We start from the raw sequence: 15,689 nt of genomic DNA, 5'->3' as shown, positions 1-15,689 counted from the left end.
GTGTCTGCACAGGTCGCCGACACGGCTGAACAAGCCGGGGTCGCGTTCGATCCAGATGCCGGCTGGCGGTTGCATCCCCAGGTGGCGGTGCGGCCCGAGCCGTTCGGCGCCCTGCTGTACCACTTCGGAACTCGCAAGCTGTCGTTCTTGAAGAACCGGACGGTCGTCGAGGTGGTCAAGTCTCTTGCCGATCACCCCGACGCCCGCTCGGCCTGCCGGGCCGCGGGTATCGACGATGCCCAGCAAGCGCCCTACCTGCACGCGCTGAGCGTGCTGGTCTCCTCGAAGATGCTCATACCCGGGAAAAGCCAATGACTTCTGTTCAGCCCGTGCCGCGGCTCATCGAGCAATTCGAGCGTGGCCTCGACGCGCCGATCTGCCTGACGTGGGAACTCACCTACGCGTGCAACCTCGCCTGCGTGCACTGCCTGTCCTCGTCCGGCAAGCGCGATCCGCGTGAACTGTCGACGCAGCAGTGCAAGGACATCATCGACGAGCTGGAACGCATGCAGGTGTTCTACGTCAACATCGGCGGTGGGGAACCCACTGTGCGCCAGGACTTCTGGGAGCTCGTCGACTACGCGACCGCGCATCACGTCGGCGTGAAGTTCTCGACCAACGGGGTGCGCATCACGCCAGAGGTGGCTGCGAAACTGGCGGCCAGCGACTACGTCGACGTCCAGATCTCACTCGACGGCGCGAACGCCGAGGTCAACGACGCCGTACGCGGCAAAGGCTCGTTCGACATGGCGGTCCGTGCGCTCGAGAACCTGAGCAACGCGGGTTTCAAGGACGCCAAGATCTCCGTGGTCGTCACCCGCCACAACGTCGACCAGCTCGACGAGTTCGCCGCGCTCGCAGCGCGTTTCGGTGCCACCCTGCGCATCACGCGGCTGCGGCCGTCCGGCCGCGGCGCCGACACCTGGGACGAGCTGCACCCGACCGCCGACCAACAGCGCCAGCTCTATGACTGGTTGGTGGCCAAGGGCGACGGGGTGCTGACGGGCGACTCGTTCTTCCACCTTTCGGGCATGGGCGCGCCTGGCGCGCTCGCCGGGCTGAACCTGTGCGGCGCCGGGCGCGTGGTTTGCCTGATTGACCCGGTCGGCGACGTCTACGCGTGCCCGTTCGCCATCCACGACAAGTTCCTCGCCGGAAACATCGTGTCCGACGGCGGTTTTGACAATGTCTGGAAGTACTCCCCACTCTTCCGTGAACTGCGCGAGCCCCAGTCGGCCGGTGCCTGCAGTAGCTGCGCGCATTACGACAGCTGCCGTGGCGGATGCATGGCGGCCAAGTTCTTCACCGGTTTGCCACTCGACGGTCCCGACCCCGAGTGCGTCGAAGGCTGGGGTGCCCCGGCGCTCGCGCAGGAGCGCGTCAAGCCCAAGCCCAGCGGTGACCATTCCCGGGGGACCAAGCAAGGTCCAGTGGCGCTGAAGCTGCTCACCAAACCCCCGGCCCGATTCTGTAACGAAAGTCCGGTGTGACGATGGCAAAAGATATCTGGTTCGAGACGGTCGCGATCGCTCAGCAACGAGCCCGCAAGCGGCTGCCCAAGTCGGTCTACGGTGCGCTCGTCGCGGCGAGCGAGAAGGGCGTCACCGTCTCCGACAACGTCGAGTCGTTCGCCGAGCTCGGCTTCGCCCCGCATGTCATCGGCGCTCCGGAGAAGCGCGATCTCGCCACCACCGTGATGGGCCAACAAATTTCGATGCCGGTGATCATCTCACCGACAGGGGTGCAGGCCGTTCATCCCGAGGGTGAGGTCGCGGTTGCCAGGGCTGCTGCGGCCCGTGGCACCGCTATGGGTCTGTCGTCGTTTGCCAGCAAGCCCATCGAAGAGGTCATCGCGGTCAACGACAAGATCTTCTTCCAGATCTACTGGCTCGGCGATCGCGATGCGATCGCCGCCAGAGCCGAGCGGGCACGCGCGGCCGGTGCGGTCGGGTTGATCGTGACCACCGACTGGAGCTTCTCGCACGGTCGGGACTGGGGGAGCCCCAAGATCCCCGAGAAGATGGACGTGCCGACCATGGTCAAGATGATGCCCGAGGCGCTGACCAAGCCGCGGTGGCTGTGGCAGTGGGGCAAGACCATGAGTCCGCCGAACCTGCGGGTGCCCAACCAGGCCGCACGCGGTGAGGCCGGCCCGCCGTTCTTCAACGCCTACGGCGAGTGGATGGGCACTCCGCCCCCGACCTGGGAAGACATCGCCTGGCTGCGCGAACTGTGGGGCGGCCCGTTCATGCTCAAGGGCGTCATGCGCGTCGACGATGCCAAACGTGCTGTTGACGCTGGTGTTTCGGCGATCTCGGTGTCGAACCACGGTGGTAACAACCTCGACGGCACCCCGGCGTCCATCCGCGCCCTGCCCGCGATCGCCGATGCCGTCGGCGACCAGATTGAGGTTTTGCTCGACGGCGGGATCCGGCGCGGCAGTGACGTGGTCAAGGCCGTGGCGCTGGGTGCCCGGGCAGTCATGATCGGCCGGGCCTACCTGTGGGGCCTGGCCGCCGAGGGGCAGGCGGGGGTTGAGAATGTGCTCGACGTCCTGCGCGGCGGGATCGACTCGGCACTCATGGGCCTTGGCCGTTCGTCGATTCATGATCTGGTCCCCGAGGACATCCTGGTGCCGGAGGGGTTCACCCGTACGCTGGGAGTACCACCCGCGCCGGGTTCCTGACGGGGCCGGTCGGCGCTTCTCGGCCCGCGTGACAGGGGTGGCGGAAGGGGCGCACGTGGTGGTGGCAAGCGGTTTCAGGAAAATTCCGGAAAATCAATTGCTGCCCATGCTCCAACAATTGGCGCACGCCAGGTGAATTCGGCCTACCATCGGCACGTGGCTTTCCCCAGCGGGCTCGGGAACTCGACGTCGAGGCAGCTACGAAGCATGTCGCCAATGTTGGTCATCCCGGTTGGTTCCACCGAACAGCACGGCCCGCACTTACCGCTGGACACCGACACCCGCATCGCCACTGCGGTGAGCCACGGGGTCGTGGAGCGGCTCGTGGGTGGCGAATGGCTGGTGGCACCCGCGGTCAGTTACGGGGCGAGCGGCGAGCACGAGGGTTTCCCGGGAACCGTGTCCATCGGGACGGCCGCCCTCCGGCTTTTGCTGGTCGAGTACGGTAGGTCTGCGTCGAACTGGGCATCCCGGTTGGTATTCGTCAACGGTCATGGTGGAAACGTGGAGGCGCTGGCGGCCGCGGTTGCGCTGCTTCGATACGAAGGGCGCGACGTCGGCTGGGTTTCGTGTAGTGCAGTCGATTCCGACGCGCATGCGGGCCATACCGAAACATCTGTATTGCTACATATTTCGCCCGGTGATGTATGGACCGATGAGCTCGCCCCGGGAAACACCGCTCCGTTGGCGGAGCTCATGCCGCGCCTGCGCAGCGGCGGTATCGCGGCCGTCAGCGAACTCGGCGTGCTCGGCGATCCGACGACTGCCACGGCGGCCGAGGGGGAGCGTATCTTTGCTGAGATGGTCAACGGCTGCGCCGACCGGATCACGCGGTGGCAGCCCGACCGGAACGGGATGCTGATATGACCGGACCGAGACTGCCCGACGGTTTTGCCGTGCAGGTGGATCGCCGAGTCAAGGTGCTCGGGGAGGGTGCGGCGTTGCTCGGGGGGTCCCCGACGCGCCTGCTGCGGCTCGCGCCGACGGCGCAGAACATGCTCAACGGCGGGCGCCTCGAAGTGCACGACGCGCTCAGCGCGCAGCTCGCGCGAACATTGCTCGACGCGACCGTCGCGCACCCCCGGCCGGCCAGCGGGCCGTCGCACCGTGACGTCACCGTCGTTGTCCCGGTGCGCGACAACGCATCCGGGCTGCACCGGCTGATCGGTGCGCTGCGCGGCCTGCGGGTGATCGTGGTCGACGACGGCTCGGCGATCCCGGTATCGCCGGCCGAATTCGCCGGAATGCACTGTGACGTTCAGGTGCTGCGACACAGCCGCAGCAACGGTCCCGCCGCCGCCCGCAACACCGGCTTGGCGGCGTGTGAGACCGACTTCGTGGCATTCCTGGACTCCGACGTGGTGCCGCGACGCGGCTGGCTGGAGGCGCTGCTCGGCCACTTCTGTGACCCCGCCGTCGCGCTGGTCGCGCCGCGCATCGTCGGCCTGCACAACGCCGACAACCTCGTGGCCAGGTACGAGGCTGTGCGGTCCTCGTTGGACCTCGGTATGCGGGAGGCGCCGGTGGTGCCGTACGGGACCGTGTCGTACGTGCCGAGCGCGGCCATCATCTGCCGGCGGTCCGCCCTCGTCGCGGTCGGCGGGTTCGACGAGACCATGCAGTCGGGTGAGGACGTCGACCTGTGCTGGCGGTTCGTCGAATCGGGCGCCCGGCTGCGATACGAACCGATCGCCCTGGTCGCTCACGATCATCGCACCGATCTGCGAAAGTGGTTCGCGCGCAAAGCATTCTACGGTTCGTCGGCGGCTCCGCTCACGGTGCGCCATCCGGGCAAGACGGCGCCTCTGGTGATCTCCCGCTGGACGCTGATGGTGTGGCTGCTGCTGGCCATGGGCTCCTGCGTGGGGTATTTCGCGTCTCTCGTGGTGGCCTTCGTCACCGGCAGGCGCATCGCCCGCTCGCTCAGTGCGATCGACACCGAGCCGAAGGAAGTCGCGGTGGTCGCCGCCCACGGGCTGTGGTCGTCGGCGTTGCAGCTGTGTTCGGCGATCTGCCGGCATTACTGGCCGATCGCCCTGATTTCCGCGTTGATATTCCGGCGAGCCCGCCATGCGGTGCTGCTCGCGGCGGTGATCGACGGGGTGGTGGACTGGGCGACCCGGCGCGGCAACGCCGACGATGACACCAAACCTGTCGGCCTGCTCACCCACATTCTGCTCAAGCGGCTCGATGACATCGCGTACGGGACCGGCCTGTGGACCGGCGTGGTGCGCGAACGCCATCTCGGTGCACTCAAGCCGCAACTACGGAGCTAACGCGGCAATTGCGGAGTGACATATTGATCATTGGCGCCGGAAGCGCCGGATCGGTGTTGGCCGAACGTCTTTCGGCAGACCCGGGTTGCCGGGTGACCGTCGTGGAAGCCGGGCCGGCGCCGGCGGACCCGCGGGTCGCAGCGCAGATCACCGACGGGGTGCGGCTGCCGATCGGGGCCGCGAGCTCGGTGGTGCGACACTATCCCTCGACGCTGACCGAGGAGCCGCGTCGGCACACCGAACTGATCCGCGGGTCGGTCGTCGGTGGCTCCGGAGCGGTCAACGGCGGTTACTTCTGCCGCGGGTTACCGACCGACTTCGACGCGTGGGCGGTTGCCGGGTGGAGTTGGGACGACGTCCTTCCGCATTTCCGCGCGATCGAAACCGACCTGGACTTCGACACCCCGCTGCACGGGCTCGAAGGCCCGATCAAGGTCCGCCGCGTACGCGAATTCGACGGATGCACAGCGTCTTTCGTTGATGCGGCGGCCGCGGCCGGGTTCGAGTGGATCGATGATCTCAACGGTGCGGACGCGGCGGCCGCGCTGCCCGCAGGCGTCGGGGCGGTACCACTCAACATCAACGGCGGCACCCGACTGGGCCCGGGCGGGGCGTACCTGCAGCCGGCGTTGCAGCGACCGAATCTGACGCTACTGTCCGACACGCGGGTGCGCCGGGTGCTCATCGCCGGCGGCCAGGCGATCGGCGCCGAGTGCGCTGACGGTGAGATACTGAGCGCCGGTCGAATCGTGTTGTGCGCCGGCGCAATCGGGTCGGCCCAGCTACTGATGCTGTCCGGTGTCGGCCCGCCGGATGAGTTGGCGGCGCTCGGCATATCCGTCGTTGCCGGATTGCCGGTCGGCATGGCGACAGTGGACCATCCGGAGTGGGTGCTGCCGGTCGCGTGGACACCCACGCACGATCTGCCGCCGTTGGAGGCCGTGCTCACGACGGCAGCCGGCGTGGAGATCCGGCCCTACACCGCCGGTTTCTCGGCCCTCGTCCACGGCCCCGGCCACGACCCCGCCGAGCTGCCACACCTCGGGGTCGCCCTCATGCGGCCGCGCTCGCGCGGGCGGGTCCGGCTCGCGTCGGCCGATCCGTTGGCTCTGCCCGTCATCGAGCACCGCTACGACACGGCGGCCGAGGATGTCGCGGAGCTGCAGGCCGGCGCGGAGCTGGCTCGCGAATTGGTCAGCCACACAGTGGAAGTCGGCCCGATGTCGTGGTCAACTTCGCAGCATCTGGCCGGCACGGCCCCGATGGGCACCGGGCAGGGCGCGGTCGTCGACCCGACCTGTCGCGTGCACGGGATCGAGGGGCTGTGGGTGGTCGACGGGTCGATCATGCCGTCCATTACGAGCCGGGGTCCGCATGCCACGATCGCGATGATCGGTCACCGGGCCGCGGAGTTCATCGCGAGCTGAGCCGGCGCACCCATCGCAGTTGTCGCCCGTCGCGCCCGGGGGCCCAGATGCCGACCAGGACTGACGCGACGGTCAGCACCACCGCCATGACCAATTGCGCCGAGTTCGTCGCGTCCAGGAACGCCGTGCGAGCCAGGTCGGCAAGCTGTGCGCCCTGCGGGCCCAGGTGCTCGGACACTGTCAAGGCTTCGGCCAGTGAGTTCAGCGCCGGGCCGCGCACGGCGTCGGGAACCGACGTCAGCGCAGGTGCCAACACGTGCTGGTACTGCGCGGCCAGGATCGATCCGGCGACGGCGATGCCCAACGCGGCGCCGACCTCACGCGTGGTGTCGTTGACTGCGGAGGCCACGCCTTGCTTCTCGTCGGGTACCGCACCCATGATCGCCGAAGTCGTTGGTGCCGTGCATAATCCGATGCCGGTACTGACGATCAGCAGGGGCCATGCGAAATCGAAGTAGGACGAGTCGAGTTCGAGCAGTCGCATACACAGCAGGCCAACCGCGATCAACAGCAGCCCTGCCGCGGCCGCGAGCCGCAACCCCAGCAGCGGTAGGTAGAGATGGGTGGTCGCGCCGAGTACCAGGACCGGAACAGCCAAGGGGCACAACGCGAATGCCGTCTGCAGTGCGCTGTATCCCATCACCAGTTGGATGTACTGCATGCTCACGAAGAAGAAGCCGAAGCTCGCGAAGAACAGGAACGTCACGCCTGCCGAGCCGGTCGCGAAATCCGGCTTGCCGAACAGGCGCACGTCCAGCAGGGGGTGTTTGTGCCGCAATTCGACGAGCGTGAAGACCGCGGCCAGCGCGATGCCGCCGGCCATGCAGCCCCAGACGATGGGGTGCGCCCAGCCGCGCGCCGGTGCTTCCACCACGCCGAAGACGAAGACCGCGACCGCCGTTCCGACAAGGAGGGCGCCCAGCCAGTCCAGTGGGGCAGCGCTGTCATCGCGTGAGGAGGGCACCGTGCACGTGAGGACGAACATCGCCACGCCCACGAGCGTGAACGTCACGAAGATGGAGTGCCAGGTCCAGACGTGCAGCAGACCGCCGGTCACGAGAAATCCGACGATTGCGCCGGATCCGACGACGCCGGCCCAGATCCCAACCGCCTTGTTGCGTTCGGATTTCGGGAACGCCGCGGTAAGCAATGACAACGTGGCGGGCATGATGAAGGCCGCGCCCGCGCCGGCGATCGCGCGGGCCACGATCAGTTGGACCGGGCTGTCGAGGATCAGCGGTGCTGCCGACGCGAGGGTGAAGACCACGAGACCGGTCAGCAACGCACCGCGGCGGCCGTACCGGTCGCCGATCGCGCCGGCAGGCAGCAGCAGACACGCCAGCGCGAGGGTGTAACCGTCGATCACCCACGTCAGTTGGGCCTGGGTGGCCGATGTCTGGCGCGCGATGTCCGGCAGCGCGGCGTTGAGCGCCACCATCGAGGAGATGACGATCGAGACGTCCATGCAGGCGACGGCGAGCAACCAGTACCGCTGTCGGATCGACAGTTCGGCCATGCCCGGATCTATATCCTGGGCTGACTCGACGAGAGCGTCGGCCATGCTGTGCGCTCCTTCGTCAGGCGATAGTTTTGAGACTAACAGTCTCGTATCGAGACGGTAAGTCTTGTTTCTTTGGCGGAGGTGGTGGACCATGACCCCGGGCAGCAGTGACCCGCGTCCGGCCCGCTCGCGGGCGCGACTCTTGGAGGCGGCGACAGCCCTGTTGCGATCGGGTGGGCCCAGTGCGGTCACCGTCGATGCGGTCACCCGGGCCGCCAATGTGGCGAGGGCCACGCTGTATCGGCATTTCCCGAGCGGAAATGACTTGCTGGCAGCGGCATTTCGATCGCTCATCCCCGCGGCGCCGATGCCTCCGGAGGGCGGCACGCTGCGTGACCGGCTGATCGCGACGGTGCAGGCGCAAGCTGAGCTGATCGCCGAGGCGCCCATCACCATCACTGCGATGTCGTGGCTCGCGCTGGGCGGCGACATGGAGCAGCTGCCCTGGCGTGCGTCCGACAGTCAAGAGGTCCGCACGCTGCGCGAGCGGGTGGCCGAGCAGTACGCGGCGCCGTTCGAGGCGATATTCGACAGCCCCGACGCCCAGGCCGAACTGGGACCGGTGGACCGCACGCAGGCGGCCGCGCTACTGCTCGGGCCGATCGTGCTGGGCAAGCTCAGCACGCTGCCGGAGTTCGACTACTCGGCATGTGTGCGGTCGGCGGTGGACGGCTTCCTGGCCACCCACCGCCTGGCTGAGTCGCCCAGGCCTGCGCAGGCGGTCAGCGAAGCGAATAACGAATCGGCAGGTGTTTGAGCCCACCGACGAACGTCGTCGCGGAAAGCTCAGGGGTGCCTGCCAATTCGATGCTCTCGAGCCGTGACAGCAATTCGGTGAACAGGCTGTTCATCTCCATGCGGGCCAGGGCCGCGCCCAGGCAGAAGTGCACACCGTATCCGAACGCGAGGTGCTTGTTCGGGTCACGGCCGACGTCGAAGCGGAACGGATCTGCGAAGACCTCTTCGTCACGGTTGCCGGAAACGTATGCGAGATAGACGGATTCGCCCTCGGCGATCGGTACGCCGCGCACGGTGGTGTCGGCGGTGGCGGTCCGCATGAATTCCTTGACCGGGGTGGACCACCGGATCATCTCCTCCACGGCGGTGCCCATCAGCTCGGGCTGTTCGCGCAGCCGAGCGAGTTCGGACGGGTTCTCGATGAGCGCGTGCAGCCCGCCGGAGATCGCATCCTTGGTGGTGTCGTGGCCGGCGCTGGCGACGATGACGTAGTACGACGCGGTGTCGACGTCGGACAACGGCTCGCCGTCGATACGGCCGTTGGCGATCGCCGAGGCCAGGTCGTCGGTCGGGTTGGCCCGGCGCGATGCGGTGAGCTTCGAGAAGTAGGCGAAGAAGTCGAGCAGGACCGCCAGCCCGTCCTCGAGGGACTTGCCGCGTTGATATTCCTCGTCGTCGCCGCCGAACATCTCCTGGGTCAGCATGTGCATGCGGGAGTAGTCCTCCTCCGGCAGGCCCAGCAGCGACATGATGACGTACAGCGGAAAGTGGACGGCGATCTCGGTGACGAAGTCGCATTCGGGGCCGATCTCGCGCATCCGGTCGACGTACCGCTTGGCAAGCTGGTCGACACGTACCTTGAGGTCACGCATTGCCTTGGGGCGGAACCAGTCCGCGCCGATCGCCCGGACCTTGCGGTGGTGCGGGTCGTCCATGTGGATCAGTGTCCGCAGGCCCATGCCCGCCTCGAGCTGCTCCTTGGCCATGTCGTCGGCGGCCGCGGTCGCCAGCAGGGGGCGGGGTGCACTGATGAAGAGGTTGTTGTCGCGCTCGATGGCCATGATGTCGGCGTGTTTGGTGATCGCCCAGAACGGCCGGTACGGCGGATTGTCGACCCAGGCCACCGGGTTGTCGGCGCGGAGCTGGGTCAGGGCCGCATGCAGTCGCGCGTCGTCGGCATATGCCGTCGGGTCGGCCAGGACTTTGGCGGCGTCATCCATCGTCGGCGCGCTCATTCGGACTCCTCCCGGTGCGGGGCTATTCACTTGACGGGTGTCAAGAATTCACCATATGTGACCGGGGCCACTCGTGGAAGAGGAAAGCCCGATCCGTTGCCAGTAGGCTCGTGCCTCATGCGCTCGGGGCGGTGGATCATCGCGTTGCTCACGGCATTGACGCTGATCCTCGCCGGATGTGGGAGCGGCGGCAGCGAGACCGTACCGGCCCCTCCGGTGAGCGCGGACCCGGCGATCGTGCACACCGCGGCGGGCACCGTGCGCGGAACCGTGGCCTCCGACCATCGCCTGTTCGCCGGAATCCCGTACGCCGCACCCCCGGTCGGGCAGCGGCGGTTCGCGGCACCGGCCCCGGCGGCCGGCTGGCCGGGGGAGCGCGACGCCACCAGGCCGGGGCCGCGGTGCATCCAGGACCCCGGCGGCGACCCCGAGCAGGGACGAGATGCCGGTGAGGACTGCCTGACGCTCAACGTGTGGACGCCGCCCGCCTCGGGTGAGCAACGGCCGGTGATGGTGTGGATTCACGGCGGCGCGTTCGTCAACGGCAGCAGCGGGATCTATGACGCGCGCTGGCTGGCCGCACGCGGTGACATCGTCGTCGTCACCGTCAACTACCGCCTCGGCACCCTCGGCTTCCTCGCTCATCCCGCGCTCGGCGCGGACGGGGACGTCGGCAACTACGGTCTGGCCGATCAGCAGGCGGCGCTGCGATGGGTGCGCGACAACATCGCCGCATTCGGCGGCGACCCGCGGAAGCTGACTCTCGCAGGCGAATCCGCCGGCGGCATGTCGGTGTGCGATCATCTGGTCGCGCCCGGTTCGGCCGGCCTGTTCCGGGCGGCGATCCTGATGAGCGCGCCGTGCCAGGCTCAGGCCGATCTGGCGACCGCGACGCGTCGCAGCATCGACTACGCGGCCGAGGCCGGCTGCCCCGACCCGGCGACCGCGGCGGCGTGCCTGCGTGCGCTGCCGGTGGACAAGCTCCGAAAGCCGGTGTGGTACTTCAATATCGGCAGCGACGAGCTCACGGGTCCGGTCACCGGCACCGCGGTGCTGCCTGCGGCCCCGATTGCCGCGTTCACTGCGGGGCAGGCGGCACGGGTACCCATCCTGATCGGCACCAACCGCGATGAGTTCACCTTGTTCGTGGCGTTGCGATACCTGCGCGAGGGGCAGCGGTTCACGCCGGAGGAATACCCCGGATTACTGGCCGAGACGTTCGGGCCAGCGGCAGGCGCCGTGGGCGTGCACTACCCGGCGGACCGTTACGGCGGTGTGGCCGAGGCGTATTCGGCGGCGGTGACCGACGGCGAGTTCTCGTGCGTGGCCGACCGGATGGCCGATGAGCTGACCCGCACGGGAACGGTCTACGCATACGAGTTCAACGACCGCGGTGCGCCGGCTCCAGAGGCCATGCGTAACTTGCCTTTTCCGGTCGGAGCGAGCCACTCGCTGGAGTTGCGCTATCTGTTCGACGTCGGTGGCGCGCCGCCGCTCGACCCGGCCCAACGGGTGCTCTCGGAGCAGATGATCGACTACTGGGCGGCGTTCGTGCGCAACACGAATCCGGCAGTCGACGGCCAACCGGCCTGGCCTGCCGTCGACGGTGCGGGCGCCCGGATGTCGCTGCGCCCCGACGGCAGCCGGATGATGGACGGATTCGAAGCCCAGCACCAATGCCCGTTCTGGGCCGGCCTGAAGGAGAAGTGAGCTGATGCCGACACCGGAGGCGGCGACGTTCGCCGATGACTGGGTCCGCGCGTGGAATGCGCACGACGTCGAGGCCGTCCTCGCGCACTTTCACGACGACGTGCTGTTCAGCTCACCCGTGGCGGCCCGGGTACTTCCCGACAGCGGCGGGGTCGTGCGGGGCAAGGACGCGCTGCGCCGCTACTGGACCACCGCGCTGGCGGGTATGCCCGATCTGCACTTCGAGGTGCTCGACGTCTACCGCGGCGAATCGGTTCTGGTGATCCACTACCGCAACCAGCGCGGTGGACTGGTCAACGAGGTCCTGATCTTCGACGGCGACCGGGTGCGCGAGGGCCACGGAACCTATCTGGACTAGGCCGGCGTGACCCAGGTGGTGATGTCGGCGTGCACCACTTCGACTCCGTGGCGGTCGGTGATGCTGACGGGTACGACGATGTCGGCGCCTTCGGTGATCGTGCTGAAATCGGGCGCGCTCAAGGTGGCAGTGGCCCGCAACGACGTGGTGGCCTTGGCGAGATAGGACACGTTCATCGCTTTGGGGATCCAGCGGTGGGTCGTGGGCACGGTGGCCTCCATCAGCATCCCCATCGCCATCTCGGCGGCATTGCACGACGCGATCGCGTGCACGGTGTGCAGATGGTTGTAGATGAAGAACCACTTCGGCACTTTCACCTCGGCAAGCCCGGGTTCCATGCGTACGACGTGCGGGACGATCGAGGCGAAATAGGGCACCCGAGCCATGGCCGCGGCCGAGAACAAGCGCGTGCCCAGGGGCTTGCCGGACAACTGCTGCCAGGCGCGGTAGGTGGTGCTCTGCTGCGTCACGGCCCCGACCTTACTCGTCGGTAAGATAGGGCGAAACGTCGAGCGTGGGAACTATGTACGCTGGGCAGCGGTTTTGCGTGCACAGCGCCCACGCTCGGCCCGTTCACCGCGGCTCGATCGGGGATTTGGAGCACGCCAGGATCTAGGGCATACTATTCGGGTTGCCTTGCGCCGGGTTCACACCTGGCTGGGCATCCGACCGGCGCCCAAATGGGCGCATCCGGTTCCAACACCGATCGCGACGGATTTTCCGACGCGGACGAGTGTGCGTGAGGGCGACACGCCCGACCGCGGGGATCGGTGGACCACAGACAGGTAAACAGCGGCGGCAATTCTCGGCGCAAACCGCGCCGGGCACCAGGCCCGAATGGGTTCCCATGGGAATCCGTGCAAGGCCGGCCGATGTACGAAGCAGGAGCGAGGTAGGAGAAGCGTGGCGGGACAGAAGATCCGCATCAGGCTCAAGGCCTACGACCATGAGGCCATTGACGCCTCGGCGCGCAAGATCGTCGAAACGGTCACCCGTACCGGTGCCAGTGTGGTGGGCCCTGTGCCGCTGCCGACCGAGAAGAACGTGTACTGCGTTATCCGGTCCCCGCACAAGTACAAGGACTCGCGGGAGCACTTCGAGATGCGCACCCACAAGCGGCTGATCGACATCCTCGACCCGACGCCCAAGACCGTTGACGCTCTCATGCGCATCGATCTGCCGGCCAGTGTCGACGTCAACATCCAGTAGGAGACCCGAGAAAAATGGCTAGAAAAGGCATTTTGGGCACCAAGCTGGGCATGACGCAGGTGTTCGACGAGAACAACAAAGTCGTCCCGGTGACGGTCGTGAAGGCCGGCCCCAACGTGGTGACCCGTATCCGTACCACCGAGCGCGACGGCTACAGCGCCGTGCAGCTCGCCTATGGCGAGATCAGCCCGCGCAAGGTCAACAAGCCCGTCGCCGGCCAGTACGCCGCCGCGGGCGTCAACCCCCGCCGGCATCTCGCCGAGCTGCGGCTCGATGACGAGGCCGCGGCCGCCGAGTACGAGGTCGGCCAGGAGCTGACCGCCGAGATCTTCGCCGACGGTGCATACGTCGACGTGACCGGCACCAGCAAGGGCAAGGGCTTCGCGGGCACCATGAAGCGGCACGGCTTCCGTGGCCAGGGCGCTGCGCACGGTGCCCAGGCAGTGCACCGCCGTCCCGGCTCGATCGGTGGCTGTGCCACCCCGGGCCGCGTGTTCAAGGGCACCCGCATGTCGGGCCGTATGGGCAACGACAAGGTGACCACGCAGAACCTGAAGGTGCACAAGGTCGATGCCGAGAACGGCGTGCTGTTGATCAAGGGCGCCATCCCCGGACGCAACGGTGGTCTGGTGGTCGTCCGCAGCGCAATCAAGCGAGGCGAGAAGTAATGACTCTCAAAATTGACGTGAAGACGCCGGCCGGCAAGAAGGACGGCTCTGTCGAGCTGCCCGCCGCGCTGTTCGACGTCGAACCCAACATCGCGCTGATGCACCAGGTCGTCACCGCGCAGTTGGCCGCCAAGCGGCAGGGCACGCACGCGACCAAGACCCGCGGTGAGGTCTCCGGCGGCGGCAAGAAGCCGTACCGGCAGAAGGGCACCGGCCGCGCCCGCCAGGGCTCGACCCGCGCGCCGCAGTTCACCGGTGGTGGCACCGTGCACGGCCCGCAGCCGCGCGACTACAGCCAGCGGACCCCGAAGAAGATGATCGCCGCCGCACTGCGCGGTGCGCTCTCCGACCGGGCCCGCAACGAGCGCATCCACGCGGTCACCGAGCTGATCGAGGGGCAGACCCCGTCGACCAAGAGCGCGAAGGCGTTCCTGGGCTCGCTGACGGAGAACAAGAAGGTTCTCGTTGTCATCGGCCGCACCGACGAGGTGGGCGCCAAGAGCGTGCGCAACCTGCCCGGCGTACACGTGATCTCGCCGGATCAGCTCAACACGTACGACGTGCTCAACGCCGACGACGTGGTGTTCTCGGTCGAGGCCCTGAACGCTTACATCAGCGCGAATACCAAAGAGGAGGTGTCGGCCTGATGGCAACGATTACAGACCCCCGCGACATCATCCTGGCTCCGGTCATCTCGGAGAAGTCGTACGGGCTGATCGAGGACAACGTGTACACGTTCGTGGTGCACCCGGATTCGAACAAGACGCAGATCAAGATCGCCATCGAGAAGATCTTCGGCGTCAAGGTCGATTCGGTGAACACCGCCAACCGTCAGGGCAAGCGCAAGCGCACCCGCACCGGCTTCGGCACGCGCAAGAGCACCAAGCGCGCGATCGTCACGCTGGCTGCCGGCAGCAAGCCCATCGACCTGTTCGGAGCGCCGGCCTAGCCGGCAGAGAGACCTAGAGAATCATGGCAATTCGCAAGTACAAGCCGACGACCCCGGGTCGTCGCGGTGCCAGCGTCTCCGATTTCGCCGAGATCACTCGTTCGACTCCGGAGAAGTCGCTGGTTCGCCCGCTGCACGGCAAGGGTGGTCGTAACGCTCACGGCCGCATCACCACTCGCCACAAGGGTGGTGGCCACAAGCGCGCCTACCGCGTCATCGACTTCCGTCGCCACGACAAGGACGGCGTCAACGCCAAGGTCGCGCACATCGAGTACGACCCCAACCGCACGGCCAACATCGCGCTGCTGCACTACCTGGACGGCGAGAAGCGCTACATCATCGCGCCGCAGGGCCTCAAGCAGGGCGACGTGATCGAGCAGGGCGCCAACGCCGACATCAAGCCCGGCAACAACCTGCCGCTGCGCAACATCCCCGCAGGCACCGTGATCCACGCCGTGGAGCTGCGTCCCGGTGGCGGTGCCAAGCTGGCCCGCTCGGCCGGCGTCAGCATCCAGCTGCTGGGTAAGGAAGGCACCTACGCCTCGCTGCGTATGCCCTCGGGCGAGATCCGCCGCGTCGACGTGCGCTGCCGCGCCACGGTCGGCGAGGTCGGCAACGCCGAGCAGGCCAACATCAACTGGGGCAAGGCCGGCCGTATGCGGTGGAAGGGCAAGCGCCCCACCGTTCGTGGCGTCGTGATGAACCCGGTCGACCACCCGCACGGCGGTGGTGAGGGTAAGACCTCCGGTGGTCGTCACCCGGTGAGCCCGTGGGGCAAGCCCGAGGGCCGCACCCGCAAGCCCAAGAAGCCGAGCGACAAGCTCATCGTCCGTCGCCGGCGCACCGGCAAGAAGCGCTAGGAGTAGATAGCG

Annotated in this window: 17 protein-coding genes; 14 read left to right on the top strand and 3 right to left on the bottom strand. The window is 67.4% G+C overall.

The features are described from left to right. From mftB to mftG, 6 genes are all read left to right on the top strand, one after another. Positions 1-315 carry a mycofactocin biosynthesis chaperone MftB gene (gene mftB / locus ACOI2T_RS29490; RefSeq protein WP_409502095.1) on the top strand — a complete coding sequence of 105 codons (315 nt, stop codon included), beginning with the start codon at positions 1-3 and terminating at the stop codon, positions 313-315. After that, a complete protein-coding gene (gene mftC, locus ACOI2T_RS29485; protein ID WP_409502094.1) occupies positions 312-1,490 on the top strand; it encodes a mycofactocin radical SAM maturase in 1,179 nt (392 codons plus the stop codon). Before mftB ends, mftC begins: the two co-directional genes overlap by 4 nt. 2 nt (positions 1,491-1,492) lie before the next feature. After that, positions 1,493-2,686 (top strand): pre-mycofactocin synthase MftD, encoded by a 1,194-nt coding sequence (gene mftD / locus ACOI2T_RS29480; RefSeq protein ID WP_409502093.1) that lies wholly within the window; start codon positions 1,493-1,495, stop codon positions 2,684-2,686. Positions 2,687-2,818: 132 nt separating this feature from the next. Next, on the top strand, positions 2,819-3,553 hold the full coding sequence (mftE, locus tag ACOI2T_RS29475) for a mycofactocin biosynthesis peptidyl-dipeptidase MftE (protein WP_409502092.1): 735 nt from the start codon (positions 2,819-2,821) through the stop codon (positions 3,551-3,553). After that, a complete protein-coding gene (gene mftF / locus ACOI2T_RS29470) occupies positions 3,550-4,962 on the top strand; it encodes a mycofactocin biosynthesis glycosyltransferase MftF (protein ID WP_409502091.1) in 1,413 nt (470 codons plus the stop codon). Before mftE ends, mftF begins: the two co-directional genes overlap by 4 nt. An 8-nt stretch (positions 4,963-4,970) precedes the next feature. Then, a complete protein-coding gene (gene mftG / locus ACOI2T_RS29465; RefSeq protein WP_409502090.1) occupies positions 4,971-6,389 on the top strand; it encodes a mycofactocin dehydrogenase MftG in 1,419 nt (472 codons plus the stop codon). Here mftG and ACOI2T_RS29460 read toward each other — a convergent pair. Next, entirely contained in the window at positions 6,376-7,950 is a 1,575-nt protein-coding gene (locus tag ACOI2T_RS29460; protein WP_409502089.1) for an MFS transporter, read from the bottom strand. The genes mftG and ACOI2T_RS29460 overlap by 14 nt on opposite strands. A gap of 91 nt (positions 7,951-8,041) precedes the next feature. Between ACOI2T_RS29460 and ACOI2T_RS29455 the strand changes: the two genes are divergently transcribed. After that, on the top strand, positions 8,042-8,707 hold the full coding sequence (locus ACOI2T_RS29455; RefSeq protein ID WP_409502088.1) for a TetR/AcrR family transcriptional regulator: 666 nt from the start codon (positions 8,042-8,044) through the stop codon (positions 8,705-8,707). Here the strand turns inward: ACOI2T_RS29455 and ACOI2T_RS29450 are convergent. Further along, positions 8,673-9,923, bottom strand: coding sequence for a cytochrome P450 (locus tag ACOI2T_RS29450; RefSeq protein ID WP_085146512.1), 1,251 nt, complete (start codon positions 9,921-9,923; stop codon positions 8,673-8,675). The two genes, ACOI2T_RS29455 and ACOI2T_RS29450, sit on opposite strands and share 35 nt — an antisense overlap. A 117-nt stretch (positions 9,924-10,040) precedes the next feature. Between ACOI2T_RS29450 and ACOI2T_RS29445 the strand changes: the two genes are divergently transcribed. Continuing rightward, positions 10,041-11,633: a carboxylesterase/lipase family protein gene (locus ACOI2T_RS29445; RefSeq protein ID WP_409502087.1), complete on the top strand. Its 1,593-nt coding sequence runs from the start codon at positions 10,041-10,043 to the stop codon at positions 11,631-11,633. Positions 11,634-11,637: 4 nt separating this feature from the next. Then, the gene (locus tag ACOI2T_RS29440) at positions 11,638-11,991 is read left to right on the top strand and encodes a nuclear transport factor 2 family protein (protein WP_085146514.1); all 354 of its coding nucleotides are present in this window, start codon (positions 11,638-11,640) and stop codon (positions 11,989-11,991) included. Here the strand turns inward: ACOI2T_RS29440 and ACOI2T_RS29435 are convergent. After that, a complete protein-coding gene (locus ACOI2T_RS29435) occupies positions 11,988-12,461 on the bottom strand; it encodes a hotdog fold domain-containing protein (RefSeq protein ID WP_085146515.1) in 474 nt (157 codons plus the stop codon). The two genes, ACOI2T_RS29440 and ACOI2T_RS29435, sit on opposite strands and share 4 nt — an antisense overlap. 433 nt (positions 12,462-12,894) lie before the next feature. On the opposite strand from ACOI2T_RS29435, the gene rpsJ reads away from it, so the two are divergent. The 5 genes from rpsJ to rplB are packed head-to-tail and all read left to right on the top strand — an operon-like array spanning position 12,895 to position 15,677. After that, the gene (gene rpsJ / locus ACOI2T_RS29430) at positions 12,895-13,200 is read left to right on the top strand and encodes a 30S ribosomal protein S10 (protein ID WP_003883485.1); all 306 of its coding nucleotides are present in this window, start codon (positions 12,895-12,897) and stop codon (positions 13,198-13,200) included. 14 nt (positions 13,201-13,214) lie between these two features. After that, the gene (gene rplC / locus ACOI2T_RS29425; RefSeq protein ID WP_067842138.1) at positions 13,215-13,868 is read left to right on the top strand and encodes a 50S ribosomal protein L3; all 654 of its coding nucleotides are present in this window, start codon (positions 13,215-13,217) and stop codon (positions 13,866-13,868) included. After that, positions 13,868-14,515 (top strand): 50S ribosomal protein L4, encoded by a 648-nt coding sequence (rplD, locus tag ACOI2T_RS29420; protein ID WP_067842139.1) that lies wholly within the window; start codon positions 13,868-13,870, stop codon positions 14,513-14,515. Before rplC ends, rplD begins: the two co-directional genes overlap by 1 nt. Continuing rightward, positions 14,515-14,817 (top strand): 50S ribosomal protein L23, encoded by a 303-nt coding sequence (gene rplW, locus ACOI2T_RS29415; RefSeq protein ID WP_067842152.1) that lies wholly within the window; start codon positions 14,515-14,517, stop codon positions 14,815-14,817. The genes rplD and rplW overlap by 1 nt, the downstream gene beginning before the upstream one ends. 23 nt (positions 14,818-14,840) lie before the next feature. Next, the gene (gene rplB, locus ACOI2T_RS29410) at positions 14,841-15,677 is read left to right on the top strand and encodes a 50S ribosomal protein L2 (RefSeq protein ID WP_067842155.1); all 837 of its coding nucleotides are present in this window, start codon (positions 14,841-14,843) and stop codon (positions 15,675-15,677) included. The last annotated feature ends 12 nt before the right edge of the window (positions 15,678-15,689 follow it).

Source organism: Mycolicibacterium wolinskyi str. Jessa 2025 (assembly GCF_049241375.1).
GTDB lineage: Bacteria > Actinomycetota > Actinomycetes > Mycobacteriales > Mycobacteriaceae > Mycobacterium > Mycobacterium wolinskyi.
Note: the sequence above shows the minus strand (reverse complement) of the source record. Positions and strands in the feature narration are given on the sequence as shown.

What these genes read in the sequence shown, in the direction of transcription:
- ACOI2T_RS29460 (WP_409502089.1), bottom strand. Translation starts at nt 7,950, where the DNA reads ATGGCCGACGCTCTCGTCGAGTCAGCCCAGGATATAGATCCGGGCATG.
- rplD (WP_067842139.1), top strand. Translation starts at nt 13,868, where the DNA reads ATGACTCTCAAAATTGACGTGAAGACGCCGGCCGGCAAGAAGGACGGC.
- ACOI2T_RS29450 (WP_085146512.1), bottom strand. Translation starts at nt 9,923, where the DNA reads ATGAGCGCGCCGACGATGGATGACGCCGCCAAAGTCCTGGCCGACCCG.
- rplC (WP_067842138.1), top strand. Translation starts at nt 13,215, where the DNA reads ATGGCTAGAAAAGGCATTTTGGGCACCAAGCTGGGCATGACGCAGGTG.
- mftF (WP_409502091.1), top strand. Translation starts at nt 3,550, where the DNA reads ATGACCGGACCGAGACTGCCCGACGGTTTTGCCGTGCAGGTGGATCGC.
- mftC (WP_409502094.1), top strand. Translation starts at nt 312, where the DNA reads ATGACTTCTGTTCAGCCCGTGCCGCGGCTCATCGAGCAATTCGAGCGT.
- rplB (WP_067842155.1), top strand. Translation starts at nt 14,841, where the DNA reads ATGGCAATTCGCAAGTACAAGCCGACGACCCCGGGTCGTCGCGGTGCC.
- ACOI2T_RS29445 (WP_409502087.1), top strand. Translation starts at nt 10,041, where the DNA reads ATGCGCTCGGGGCGGTGGATCATCGCGTTGCTCACGGCATTGACGCTG.
- ACOI2T_RS29455 (WP_409502088.1), top strand. Translation starts at nt 8,042, where the DNA reads ATGACCCCGGGCAGCAGTGACCCGCGTCCGGCCCGCTCGCGGGCGCGA.
- mftD (WP_409502093.1), top strand. Translation starts at nt 1,493, where the DNA reads ATGGCAAAAGATATCTGGTTCGAGACGGTCGCGATCGCTCAGCAACGA.
- ACOI2T_RS29440 (WP_085146514.1), top strand. Translation starts at nt 11,638, where the DNA reads ATGCCGACACCGGAGGCGGCGACGTTCGCCGATGACTGGGTCCGCGCG.
- rplW (WP_067842152.1), top strand. Translation starts at nt 14,515, where the DNA reads ATGGCAACGATTACAGACCCCCGCGACATCATCCTGGCTCCGGTCATC.